This is a genomic window from bacterium, from assembly GCA_013360195.1.
Classification (GTDB): domain Bacteria; phylum Electryoneota; class RPQS01; order RPQS01; family RPQS01; genus JABWCQ01.
On the sequence record JABWCQ010000002.1, the window covers coordinates 411,160 to 423,808 of the forward strand.

The 12,649-nt window shown below is 51.5% G+C and carries 14 protein-coding genes; all 14 read right to left on the reverse strand.

What is annotated here, in order from left to right; all coding sequences use genetic code 11:
- Nucleotides 1–19: 19 nt before the first annotated feature.
- Genes HUU59_03040 through HUU59_03105 form a run of 14 tightly spaced genes read right to left on the reverse strand, consistent with a single transcriptional unit; the run spans nucleotide 20 to nucleotide 12,646 of the window.
- Entirely contained in the window at nucleotides 20–598 is a 579-nt protein-coding gene (locus HUU59_03040) for a hypothetical protein (protein ID NUO18404.1), read from the reverse strand.
- A complete protein-coding gene (gene pilO, locus HUU59_03045; GenBank protein ID NUO18405.1) occupies nucleotides 598–1,236 on the reverse strand; it encodes a type 4a pilus biogenesis protein PilO in 639 nt (212 codons plus the stop codon). The genes HUU59_03040 and pilO overlap by 1 nt, the downstream gene beginning before the upstream one ends.
- 12 nt (nucleotides 1,237–1,248) lie before the next feature.
- Nucleotides 1,249–1,650: a hypothetical protein gene (locus HUU59_03050; protein ID NUO18406.1), complete on the reverse strand. Its 402-nt coding sequence runs from the start codon at nucleotides 1,648–1,650 to the stop codon at nucleotides 1,249–1,251.
- 28 nt (nucleotides 1,651–1,678) lie between these two features.
- Nucleotides 1,679–3,400, reverse strand: coding sequence for a type IV pilus assembly protein PilM (pilM, locus tag HUU59_03055; GenBank protein NUO18407.1), 1,722 nt, complete (start codon nucleotides 3,398–3,400; stop codon nucleotides 1,679–1,681).
- 31 nt (nucleotides 3,401–3,431) lie between these two features.
- Nucleotides 3,432–4,547 (reverse strand): PAS domain-containing sensor histidine kinase, encoded by a 1,116-nt coding sequence (locus HUU59_03060; GenBank protein NUO18408.1) that lies wholly within the window; start codon nucleotides 4,545–4,547, stop codon nucleotides 3,432–3,434.
- The gene (locus HUU59_03065; protein NUO18409.1) at nucleotides 4,540–4,932 is read right to left on the reverse strand and encodes a response regulator; all 393 of its coding nucleotides are present in this window, start codon (nucleotides 4,930–4,932) and stop codon (nucleotides 4,540–4,542) included. The genes HUU59_03060 and HUU59_03065 overlap by 8 nt, the downstream gene beginning before the upstream one ends.
- Nucleotides 4,933–4,958: 26 nt before the next feature.
- On the reverse strand, nucleotides 4,959–6,116 hold the full coding sequence (locus HUU59_03070) for a hypothetical protein (GenBank protein ID NUO18410.1): 1,158 nt from the start codon (nucleotides 6,114–6,116) through the stop codon (nucleotides 4,959–4,961).
- A complete protein-coding gene (locus HUU59_03075) occupies nucleotides 6,109–6,747 on the reverse strand; it encodes a DUF4388 domain-containing protein (protein ID NUO18411.1) in 639 nt (212 codons plus the stop codon). Before HUU59_03075 ends, HUU59_03070 begins: the two co-directional genes overlap by 8 nt.
- Nucleotides 6,744–7,841, reverse strand: coding sequence for a PilT/PilU family type 4a pilus ATPase (locus HUU59_03080; protein NUO18412.1), 1,098 nt, complete (start codon nucleotides 7,839–7,841; stop codon nucleotides 6,744–6,746). Before HUU59_03080 ends, HUU59_03075 begins: the two co-directional genes overlap by 4 nt.
- Nucleotides 7,842–7,859: 18 nt before the next feature.
- Nucleotides 7,860–9,026, reverse strand: a complete 1,167-nt coding sequence (locus tag HUU59_03085; protein NUO18413.1) for a hypothetical protein — start codon at nucleotides 9,024–9,026, stop codon at nucleotides 7,860–7,862.
- A gap of 11 nt (nucleotides 9,027–9,037) precedes the next feature.
- Nucleotides 9,038–10,693, reverse strand: coding sequence for a hypothetical protein (locus tag HUU59_03090; protein ID NUO18414.1), 1,656 nt, complete (start codon nucleotides 10,691–10,693; stop codon nucleotides 9,038–9,040).
- 15 nt (nucleotides 10,694–10,708) lie between these two features.
- Nucleotides 10,709–11,482 carry a hypothetical protein gene (locus tag HUU59_03095; protein ID NUO18415.1) on the reverse strand — a complete coding sequence of 258 codons (774 nt, stop codon included), beginning with the start codon at nucleotides 11,480–11,482 and terminating at the stop codon, nucleotides 10,709–10,711.
- A gap of 13 nt (nucleotides 11,483–11,495) precedes the next feature.
- Nucleotides 11,496–11,858, reverse strand: a complete 363-nt coding sequence (locus HUU59_03100) for a type II secretion system protein (protein ID NUO18416.1) — start codon at nucleotides 11,856–11,858, stop codon at nucleotides 11,496–11,498.
- A 38-nt stretch (nucleotides 11,859–11,896) separates the two neighbouring features.
- Nucleotides 11,897–12,646, reverse strand: a complete 750-nt coding sequence (locus HUU59_03105) for a hypothetical protein (GenBank protein ID NUO18417.1) — start codon at nucleotides 12,644–12,646, stop codon at nucleotides 11,897–11,899.
- Nucleotides 12,647–12,649 lie beyond the last annotated feature (3 nt).

Below are 12,649 nucleotides of genomic sequence, written 5' to 3' on the forward strand. Positions count from 1 at the left end.
TGCCGGAATACTGCCGGACCTATGATCCTTGAACCTTCAGGGTAATTCTCGCGTAATCACCGAATTCAGTTACTTCGAAGACAGCTTCGGTTTGTCCTACATACAGAACTTTGCCGCTGTATACACTGTCGCCTTCTCGAAGGAAGAAACTCTTCCCGTCCTTGTCACGAACCATTGCCAGGTACTTCCCGTCGGACCACACTACACCGGTAAGGATCGCATCTTCGAGCCGAAGCAGGTCCGTCTTAACCTCGCCTTCCTTCTTCTCATCATTCACAAGCGCACGAAACGGATCACGGAGGTCCGTCGCCAGATAATATACTGGCTCATGCCGCTTGAATATGGTCGTTTCAAGTTTTACCCTTCGGGTACCACCATTGCTTCGTGTCTCAACTTCAGTAGGCAGGACACCCAGCGAGTCCAATCCTTCCGTTGCAGTAGTCAGGGTCTCGCCTTCTCTGGGAAGAAAATCCTCTTGCTGTGCCGGCCGCGGCTCGCTCGGAGCGAGCTTTTTCCGCTTAACTGGATTGTCCGCCTCCTCTGCAATCGCAACCGTGACGCAAAAGGTCATTACTAACGTAAGAATGCCCGTTCTCATCATGCGTCCTCCTCGACGTTCTTCTTGCGCTTGCCCTTCTTATCGTCTTCCTTCGGCGTAACTTGCACGGGTGAGCCTAGTTCCTTGAAGACGTAAATTGTCGCCATGAACTCGGCCTCCACGGTGTTCGGACTTCTCCCTTTACTCGGTCGATACGCATTCAACTTTAGATTGCGCACATTCACAATTCGCTCCAAGCCGGCAATACTGGAAATGAATCTGCCTAAGTTGTGGTACTGTGAAAGCGTCTTGATTTGAATCGGGTACTCCCAGTAATAGGGTTGCTCCACGGGATCCAACGGCCGGAACAGGAGGAAGTTTACATTTCGCTTGCTGCCTTCTTCTGAAATGCTCTTGAGAAGCGCATCCATTTCCTGCTGTGTTGGCAGCAGCTCGATCGCGACTTCCCAGCTTTCCATAAGCCGTGCATAGTCTTCCTGCACAGTCTGGAAATTCGCTGCAACGCGCTTTCCTTTCGTCAGCATCTCTTGCTCTTCGGCAATGCTCTTCTCGAGCCGTGCAGCAAGGTCCTTCCGCGGTGTGTACACAAAATTTGAGTAGGCATACACAGCGCCGAATAGCAGAAAAACTACAATCAGCAGTTTCTGCGTGCTCGGGCTTCGGAGGTTGATAGACATTTATGTAGTCCTTTAGTTCAGATAAAGCGGCGGCATCAGGAAATGGGAACCCGGCGAAAGGGTGATTCCGCCGGAACCGCCGTAGGATCTGTCGTCGTAGAAATACTGCACAAAAGCGTCGCCGACATAGAGAAATTCTCCGCTCTCAGGGTCTGAACCCAGAAAAATGTAGGCTTCAAAGTAGCCGTTTTCGTCCGTCTCAAACCATCTGTCCGGCCCAAGATACGGATTCTCTGCCTCCGGATCAGCCTCGACAATAACCCGAACGCCACGGACTCCCGTCGGATCCGCGTGTGACAAATAGACATACCCTGAAATCTTTGCCGAACTGTTGTCTTCGTCAATGTCTTTGTCGCAAGACACGGCAAACAAGCCTGCAAACAGGATAACGCCCGTAATGATGATGCTCCGCATGGAACCTCCCGTCATATCTATATACAATTTATTTTTTTCCGCTTTCCCGCTTGGCTTCGTCCAAAGCCTTGTTCTTCTCTTTCACCGCCTCAGCGCCTTTCTTCAAGAGATTCTCCTTCTTGGGCTTTACTGTCTGCATTTCAATTTCAGGCAGCGTCACTTGCAGAGTGAAATCCGTGACCTCTGTCTCTGCAATTTTGTTGATCTGCGTAACGAGCAGGTCAACACCTTTCACACGCGACTCCTGCAGCAGAGCGGTCATGAACTCAGCTACTTTTGTGTTCGAACTGGTGACTCCGGAGATATGAATTCCCGCTCCACCCGGAGTAGGTGATTCCTTGACCTCCGTAAGCCACGTCAGCGAAGGTAAACGCCTTGCCAGCATCTCAAGCACTTCGACTCTGGCGAATCTGTTCCGATCGAGCTCACGAATAACGTCAATTCGCTCGGACACGTCCGCGCGCTTCACAGTTAAATCCTCGACGACCGCAATCTTATCGCGGTACAAATCAGTTTCCGAACGAATAGCCTCGAGCTTTGCCTCGAGTGCCGATATCCTGTTTTGTTGACTCAGATGCACAATGGTCATGCCAAGCAGAACGGCCGACACTCCCATGATTGGAACAACAGCTTTAGCGCCTAAGTAGTTCGCCCTCTTGCTTTCCGGTCGGTCCTCTCGGTTGATCAAGTTGAATCCGGGATGATTGCCTCCCATAGACCGAAGGGCTAATCCTACTGCACATGCATATCCCGCACCTGATCCGTCGGATGGAGCTTCGCTGCCCTTGTCACTCTCAACCATTCGACGGAATGGGTTGACGACATCTACCTCGAGACCAAACCTTCGTCTCATTGCCGGTTGAAGGAACGGAAGCTCAGCGCCTCCGCCGCAGAGCAAGAGCTTGGATATTGGCTTCTCGGCAAGTACTCCCAGATACTCGGGCAGGCCTCGCTCAATCTGTTCCGCCAATCGCTCGCTTACGGATCGCGCAACGGCATCGAGAGCTTCTTGCTCTTCCTCGTTCAGAGAGTGCTTTGACAGCAGACTTAACGCCTTGTCGAAACCGAACCCGCAACGGCGGATCAATCCTTCTACATAAGTTTTGCCGCCAATAGGAACACTGCGACTCGTTTCGAACTGTGACATGTCATACAGCATCACCTCCGTGCTCTGAAAGCCGATGTGAAGAACGCCGATGACGCCCTCCTCATCCAAGTATCCGGCTTCGGTCAAGGCCGCCTGTATGGCAAAAGGCGCGGCCTCAACCAGTTTGGGCTTCATACCGGCCCAGAACATCGGCTCCACGGCGTCAAACACGACTTCATTCTTAGCGGCAACAAGCAACACATCCATTCGCCCGCTGTCCACGTCCTGCTGCAGACGCGCGTAATCCAGCGATACTTGGCTAATGCTGAACGGCAAGTTGGCGTCTGCTTCGTACTCAATCGCACCGCGAAGCTCCTGGTCCGACATGTCGTCAGTGGTAATCTTCTTGATCATCAATTGACGGCCGCCAATCGCGAGTGCAACATCTTTGCCTTTTAGGCCGTTGTCCTTTACCAGGTGGCTGAGAGCTTCCGTGACAACGATGTTGTCCATCAGAGCGCCGTCTACGATTGCATCTTGCGGAAGATCCACGCAGGCTAACTTGTCCAATGCCACACTGTCACCGACACTCTTGAGTACAGCCAGGCGCATGCGCTTGCTGCCCACATCAATACCGATTCCAATCTTGTTTCTCTTCGCCATGGCTTGCCCTATTCTTAACGGTAACAGTTTGCTAGATTGAAACCGCCGCTTCGGCGGCATTGTCTCGTCCAAACACAATACTACTGCGCGGAAACATAACCGTAAAACGCAGGCCGCGCTCGTCCAGCGGCTCCGCAGTTATTCCTCCGCCCATGGAATTTGCCAGAAGTCGTGCGACTTCCAAATCGAATTTGCTGCCTGAGCTAACTGTCTCTTCGGTATTGAGCACGCGATTTGCGCTCAATAGCCATTCCGCTTGCTCAGGAGTTATTGCCGGACCCGAGTCCTCAATAACGACTTCGATGTATTCTAGCGAATCGCTGAGGCTTAATTTGATCTCACCTGCATGAGTTACCCTCAGCATACAAAACTCAATCAGGTTCTCAACAATACGAGTCACCGCAAGAGGCTGACCGTAGAAGCTCAACTCTGAATCGGGCCTTTGAAGCGATAGCTTTACGCTCCTGCGGACCGCTTCTGACTGCAAGCCGTGCATCCCTTCAATAATCGCGTCCCAAGGATCAAAAAGTTCCTGTTCAGCCCGAATCTCTCCGTTACCTCGTCCGTAGAGCAAATTCTCAATTCCCCGACTCATTGCGTCCACTTCATCGGCGATGATTCTGACAAAACGGCTGCGCTTTTCCGCGGGCATGTCATCGAGCTTGTGCAGCGAATACACATAGCCCTTGACAAGCCCCAGCGACGCTCTTACGGAATATTCAAGAGCCGACTCACGTGCATCTATGGAACTCCAGAGCTTCTCTTCAATGGCGAACTCTTCCGAAACATCGCGCCCGATTCCAATGATAAGCCCGCGGTCACCGTCATCCTGCAGTGGTGCTTCATTGACGTCGAACACCTTTAAGTCACCACGCTTGGTTTTGAATCGAATCGTCGAGCGCATCGGCTTCCGGAACTGGGTTATCGCAGCCCACGTGCGCAAGGCGGCTTGCCTGTACTCTTCACTCATCAAGCCAAGCAATGCAGCAGGCCCGGCAGAGTCCCTTGACAAACCGCTCTCCGTCCAGAACTTGTCATTTCCTTCACGGATACTGCCTGACTTGTCCACCACGTAGATAATGTCAGGTGCCCAGCGAGCAAGTCCCTCGCAAAGCGAGAATGTATCTTTATCTTTTTGATCAGTCATCATACTTTTCGACGCGAAGCTTTCCACTCTTCACCAACAACGTTTCAATTGAATCGGTCAGTTCACGAACTGTAAAAGGCTTATAAAGCTTATTGCTGTTGCTTGGAAGCCTGTGGTGTCCAACACCGGTCCAAGCGCTCATGAATACAATCGGAATGTCTGCGTACATGTGATCAAGCCGAATTGAACCCGCAAGATCAATTCCACTGATGCTCCCGATTAGAATATCGATAACCAAAGCATCGGGCTTGAACTCATTGAGTGCAGTAATGAACTGATCAGGCTTGGTACAAGACTTGACCTCAAATCCGTGATCTTCTAACATCATTGCGAGCAAGTCAAGGTATCTGGCATCATCATCTATCATCAAGACCTTGCAACTCATGCTATTGCCTTCGTGAATGATGCGAACTACTTAATCTCAAGGACGAAGTTGCGTACTGCACTTATGCATACGTCATCATCATTGAGTCTGTCAATAATTTCGATAGCTGCTGAACAGTTCTTTCCCTGCGAGGCGTTCAAGACCATTTTCTTCAGACTGTCTCGGGAGGGCTTTCCAAGTATGACCTCCGTTCCATTGCCAAACAGCTCCTTGAGTGACACGGAACTTGGTCCGGCAATGTAGGCTTCATCGGTCATGGTAAGTGCGACAACGCCACCCTTTTTCAGCATTACATTAATGAGATTCTCAAGCTCGCGCTCACACAAGCTGGAGCTGTACAAATCTGCGACATCGTCGATCAGGACGAGATCCCGGTCGCGAAGGTCAAACCGAAATGCCTCGACGGTACCCGCTATGTAATGACTTGCCAAACTCTCCGCAAACTGAGCCCCGGTACAATAAAGCCCCCTGGTCGTCGGTTCATTGGAGGAGACGTAGTTTCTCACCGCCTTGAGAATATGCGATTTACCGCAACCTTTTGGTCCGACAAATAGAATCGGTGATTTGCTGCATTCGGATTGCCTGGACGCGATTTGTTTGGCAATCTCACGGCCTTTTACGATTCCGTCATGCTCAATCAAAGTGTCAAAAGTCAAGCGCCACGCCATTGGAATCCCCCACGCCGGCTGGAATGGAACGGCGGGCATGGCGGTTCCTGCATTGACCGTCGAGATGTCGGTCGAATCTCCATAGTGAATGAACTGCGCGTGCTCAAGGGCCGACTGCTCAGCCGCAAGCACGACAATATCAAAATCAGTTACCGCGCGAAGCGCTTCTCTGACTGCCTCAAAATCTCCTCCGCCATAGGCAACTACCAGCGTGTTGCCCGTTCGTCTCACAGGCAGGCATCGATTCGCAAGTGCCACACGCTTGGGAACATGCCGCACCGCATTCGGATCAATCTGTATCTGTTCAAGTTTAACTGTTCGCAATTCGTTGACTGAATGGATAATTCTTTCCATTTCCCGATCACTGAGCAACTCAAGCTGAACAAGCGCTTCTGCAAGCCCAATCGCCGTGCTGCTCTGCAACTCGCGGACAACTCCCAAATCAGCCTCTGTGACAATTTCCGTTTCCAGGAGTCTTGCTGCAAGTGTCTCGTCAAATTGCTGGCTCTTACTCATTCTCAGTTCTTCCCTGCGCTTCAGTCAACAGTTCCTTCCAAAGTTCATTCCCTGCCCACATGAGTTCGGCCGTTGTTATATTCTCGTCGCCACGCACGATAAGCTGCTGCACTCCCAGCTTATGGATGTATGTCGACCCCATCGGATCTCTCTCCACAACAATCCGGTCTCGTGTGCCCTCTGACATGCTAATGTCAGGCGTTTGACGCGGATCATGAGCACTAAGTCCGGTTTCGTAGCTGCGCAATCCGGAACTCTTCTTCCTGAGCGCGGCAAACTTCGCCTGCAATCTTGAGTGTAATGGCACAGGAACATACATCCTCTGGATGCTCCTGCTTCCGACAACCGAACGCACCGCTTTCAGAAGCTTCCCGGTGTCAACTCGAATGGACCTTTCAGGCGGCAATGTACCTTCGGACTCTTCAACAATTTCACTTATGCTTCCGCATGACCCTTCCAGCGCCTTCCAGCCGGTTTCGCCGGTGCTGCTTGTGGCATGCGCCAGGTTTCCGCGAACAAACCAGAGCTGAATGGCGGACTGTCCGTCATATACGGTCAACGCTCCGGTGTAATTGCCATTGCTCTTTTGTCCGACGATGTCAAGTAAAGAGGGCTGCGCAGAAGTTCTCATTGTACCTCCGCCAGCCGCGATCCGGACGACTTGATGCCGCGTACGGCCATTTCAAGGTCATTGGGATTGTTCGCATTCTCTATCGCAGTTTCAAACGATATGATGCCCTGTTTATACAGGCTAAGAATGGACTGATCGAATGACTGCATTCCGTGCGTTCCCTGGTCATCTTCAATCAGGCCGTGCACCAGGTGCATTTTTTCCGGTACCGTGAGACATTCACGAACAGCGGCCGTATTGACAAGAATTTCACAAAGCGGCACACGACCTCTGCTGTCCTTCCTGCTCACTAGTCTTTGCGAAATCACAGCTTGCAATGAACCTGCAAGCATTGTACGAATTTGAGTTTGCTCATTCAATGGAAAGAAGGAGATGATACGGTTGACAGCCTCTACCGCATTCAGCGTGTGCAACGACGTCAGTACAAGGTGCCCCGTTTCCGCTGCCTGCAGAGCGATCTTCATTGTCATCTGGTCGCGGATCTCACCGACCATGATGATGTCCGGGTCCTCACGCAAGGCATGTGTCAACGCGGCCAGAAATGACTCCGTATCGATCAAGACTTCGCGTTGGGCTATCAGAGACTTCTTGTTTGAGAATACGTACTCTATTGGATCTTCGATGGTCAGAATGTTTACACTTCGCGTCTGATTGATATGTTCTATCATCGACGCCATCGTTGTAGACTTGCCGGATCCGGTGGCACCGGTCAGGAGGATGATGCCACGCTTGTTTGAGCACATCTTTTCAATCGCGGTCGGCAGGCCAAGTTCTTTAAAACCGGGAATTACCGTCTTGATTGCGCGAAATGCGAGTGCAGGCGTCCCCTTTTGAAAATAGGCGTTGACACGCACTCGGCCATGCCCGGGGACAGTAAGCGCCATATCAAGTTCCTTGTCGTGCAAGAATCTTTCGAGCTGTCCTGAGGTCAGACACTCGTTCAAGAGTGCGCTCATCTCCCGCTCAGCGACTGGTTCCGGTCTCGTACCGAAAAGATTACCGTCAATCCTGAGCACAGGCACACTTCCAACTCTCAGGTGGAGGTCAGACGCCTTCTTTGTAAACAGTAATTCCAGCAGGCCCTTGAGTTCCATTTGCCCTTGCCCTTTTCCCTAATTGCTCTGCACCGATGTGCGTGACATCCTCAGCGCTGCATCGGCTGCGTGTGCCGAGTCGGGTGCGACCTTTTCAAAGCATTGCTTCGCGGCTGACCCGTTTCCAAGTACTTCATTGAGCAATCCCATGTGATAGAATAGCTCACTTTGCGCCTCGGCTTCGTTCCCGTTCGAGTTGGACTCTTCCTCTAGAACTCGCAGTGCGCGGTGGGGATCATTCGAATTCTTCAAGCAGTTTGCCAGTTCAATTGTGGCCCTGCTGCGCAAGCTTCGGTCGCGTCGTGCGGTCTGAAATTCTGTTATTGCCGCGTCCCAAAGCTTCATTTCTGAATACACCACCCCTAAGTCATAATGGTCCTTTCCTTGTCCAATCGGCAGATCATCTTCCTGCTGAACTTCAATCGATTCGAACGCAGGTTGTGAGTGGTCCTCGACAGGATGGGACTGCATGGGCTGATATCCGTTGGAATCCTGCTTAAGAATGGAGAAGTCATTGCTTGTCCAGTCCGATTCAATAGACATCAGGCCGTCTGCTGCCGGCTCATAGACCTCTGATTGCTTTTCAATCGGCGTTTCAAATACTTCGGCCTCGTCTGCTGTTGTTGCCGTATCAATGCTTTCCTGCATTCTTCTGACATAAGCCTGAATATCCCGCTGTAATTCGATATCTTCTAGTCCGCATTCCTCATAGATGTGCAACAATTCCTCATGCAGGTGCGGCTGTCGAATTTCGCACTGCATTATCTTTCTGAACCAGCTTTTCTTCTCAGAAATTGATGAGTGCTTCGCAAGTTTCACGAATGACCTGAACGAGGAGATTGCGTCGGCGAAGTATTCCAGTCCCAGTAGTGCTTCGGAGATGTCGCGATGAACGCCCGTTTCCTCCGGACATCTCTTCGCTATCTTCCGGCCGATGCCCAGAACGTTTTCATGCAAACTCTCCTGGGCATAGCCGTTCATTGCTTTCTGCCACGACTCCAAAGCTGCGACCATGTCGCCGGCACGATACTGTATGTCGCCCAGCAGGTTCCATTGCGCGTAGTTTTGCTCGTTGACATTTGCCTGTTCCGTGAAGAACGGAAGAGCCGCCTTCCACTTGCCATTTCTCAGAGCAAGCCTTGCCTTTAGGTCAGGTTTCTTCGGAGTGCTGAATGACAGATTCATCCTAATGTCCTTTAACTGGTCTGGCGCCAGGCGCCGCGTTGAACTGTGTGTACCTTCGGAGTTCCCGGAGGCCAATTGTCGGGGTCAAGCAAGTCGGTATCAAATCCCCAATTTCGCTTAGGCGCTGTATAGTAGCTTCCATAGCTCCAGGGTCGCGTGTGGAATCGGCTGTACCAAAGATCGATCATGCTGCCTCTGTACGTCACCCATTGACTGCTCCAATTTTCAAGAAAACGCAGCAGATTTTCAAGACCGCCGCTGTAATTGCCCCCATCAATTGTCGGCACGTGTCCCGTCATGATGCAGGCATTTACGTTCATATTGGAGGGAACGCGATTGCTCAAAGAGCGGTTCGAGTTTGCGTCGTTCCAGTTGGGCGACAGAAATGTGATCGCGTCACAAAGTAGCGCCGAACCACGCTTGTTAACCGTATTGTAGTGTCCCCATACGTATAATGGGAGGTCTGTTGCGATGGTTAGACCGTTTGACGGCAGCGTTGAACCGTTCTTGATTCGCACGACTGTATTGGACGTTCGATAGTCGCTGATGTAAATGATGCCGTTGTCAGGCCAAAGACTGTCCGTGATCATCCTTGCGATGTCGACGTTTATTACGTCCATCCAGCGGTCTTCTCGGTCATCATACATTTGAGCAAGATTCCTCACGAATGTCAGGCCGGGCGCAACGGCAACTCCGGCGCTGTCAACGAGGTTTCCGTCAACATACCGGAGTCCTGCTTTGTACCAGTACTTTACTTCTCGCTCTTGGTCCCCGTCATTTACAGAGTCTGCACGCTCAACAATTTCATGCTGATCTGCCGCAGGAGGCAAAGGCAGCCTTAAGGTAGACATACCATGCGCTCTGTCGCGCATCTGTCCGCCCCATAAGGTTAATGACTGTTCCGCCCAGTCCGGGCGCCGGTTATCAAGCCAGTAGGTGCCGCGCCAAACGTTCTGGTAAACACCAAGGTTGTCCTTGATTCTCACCGGTCCGGTCTCGTCTATGTGGCCATTGTCTTTACGATGATGCCAGTAATACCCTCCGGCCGTCACATACGAATTGCAGTTAATTCCGGTCTGCGCCCCCATATACAGATCGGCATTCGTATGAATACGTCCCTCGAATGTCATCGTAGGTCCGGGAAAGATCTCCAGATCCTCATCATAGAACACACCAAACTGAAAGAGCGGAATGAACTGATGTTGGACTTCCCTGTTGATCGTTGTCGACGACCGCCCTGATTGCGCTCTTGCAGTGATATTGTACCGATTGACAAAACCAATGAGACCCTGGTAGTCGCCTGTGGTAATGATCTCTTCAGTCGTCCCCGGCAGCCGGGTGACCTCATACAAATCATACTGGTAGCCGTCCATATTCGGCGCCGGCAGTGAATCCAGCGTCCCTTGTTCAGGATCAAGATTCGTCATCAAGAGATCCCTTAGTTGGTCGGCACCCCACTCAATCGCCGCCTCGGACGCATAAAATGTTCTGGTTTCGTCAAGCGCGGTGGTCTCGACTTTTGAAGTACCAATTGAGCGCAAGGAAGATGTGGTAGCCACAAACATCAACCCCGCAAGCATCACGACCGCTGCAATCATGATAACGCCCTGCTGACCTTTTAGTCGCCCGTTCTTGCCGCCCTTCGTTTGTTCATGTAGGTTTTTCATGTCAATCCTCGGGCGTTACGATGCATCCAAGTTTAAGTTCCGTCCCCGTACCATGAAGCGATAAACTTCACGGTGAAAGTTGTCGTACCAGTATCTTCCGTCAGGCAGCATTACATACTCTCGGTGTTCGCCTTGCGCCTCTTCATCCGAACGCACTACCATGGTGATTTCCACGGCCGTGACTAGCATGCGTTGACCGGAAGTCAGAACATGTCCCCCGGGAGGTATCGGACCGGCTTGAGGCAGCTCATTGCCGTCCATATCAAAGTACCTGAACAGCACGCCGTCGATGTTCTGGCCGATCACGCGGGCATTTCGAATTCCCCACTCAACTGAATCCCGCTGCCATTCCCAGATGTCCTGCTGAATGCCGTCAGCATTCGCCCATAGTCCGATTGTTTCAGTGATGGAATCATTGTCGATATCACAGCTGAAAACCAGACTATAGCTCGTGGCATGCTCGACCGGTTCATGTACTCCGTTGCTCCAATCAATGTCAGGCACGTCTCGGTTGATGTCATTCGTGTCACCGTCAATGTCTTCCGTGGCGAATAGTCCCATCAAACGGACATCTCTGACGAGCTTCATGGCCATTAGTCGCCCCTCGGACGTTGCCGCAGCTCTGCTAGCTTCTTTTGTTGCTGAGGCTGCTGCGACGTAATACAGCGAGAATAGCGAAACCAGCACGACCGCACCAAGGGTCATTGCAATTGTCATCTCAAGAAGGGATCCGCCCTTCTGTGCCCGGTTCACCGCCCAGTAATCGCCGCTTTGTAACGTGCGATTCATTGTGTTCATCCTTTTATAATTGGGCAACCATTGTAGTCGCTTCTGCCTGGTGCCGGTCGGAATCAAACAGAATGCGAACGCGAACTCGTTTCACGTTACCAAGATCGGTAACCTCAACCACGCGGCGGAAGTCTGGTTGGTCCAGAAACGAATTGCCATAATCTGAATCACTGGAAATTATGTCGACAAAACGGTCATTCCGCAAAGTCTCCATTTCCAGCCGCAGCAAGCTGTTCGCAGTTTCCATCTTTTCGACATAACGGTTTGACTTTGCAATGCCGACGAATGACGCCATCACGACAACCAGCCCTCCGGTCACAATAAGCACTGTAACCAAGACTTCCAGCAAACTGATGCCCGCTTGCCACTTTCTCATGATTCTTCTGACATTCATCGCAAACCCCTTGAGCGCTCTTAGCGCAATGCTTGAGAAAGACCTATTGAAACATTCCAATTCCCGTTTTCGCCGCTGGATGCTTCCCCTGTGACGGAGTATCCATCAGGCAAGTGCCATTCAAGTCCAACAAGCGGGGAAATCGGCTGCTCTCCGTCACTGTACGACCCGCTCCCGGATGCAGCCTCTAGAAATTCCCCATTGTATGAAACCTTGTAGTCGCGCTTACCGGTCAAGTAAACTTTCGTCGCGCCAACATAAGGAGTCACTTCGGAAATCCGGTATCCAACTGTCAGAGAGGGTTGAACCTCCTGCCATAGGTACTTGTTCGAAACGGTTCGACCACTTCTCGTGACGTCACCTTCGGCACCAAAACCCAAATAGGAAATCCCCAGATTGATCTGCAAAGGACTCGATATGGGAAATCCTGCTTTCAGTCCTGCACCCCAGGCGAGCGATGGACTGCTGGAAAACGGCGAGAAACCGTTATTGAATTCATTGAAGTCCAGGTTTGCAACTCCAAACTTGAGTTGGCCGTCCAGAAAATCTGTCAGTCCGTAGCGTCCCGATAAGAACAACCGCTGGGATTCAGTACCGCCGAAACCGCTTGCTTCGCTCTCCATGGGCACATCGAACGACGATCGTTCTGCTTCAACGGTCATGCTTGTGACCTGGTTGCCAACACAGAATGTCGGACCACCTACCATAGCTTGGACGCTCCCGCTAATCGCGAGCGAAAGGCCAATGATTGTCAAAGTAGCTATTTTCATCTT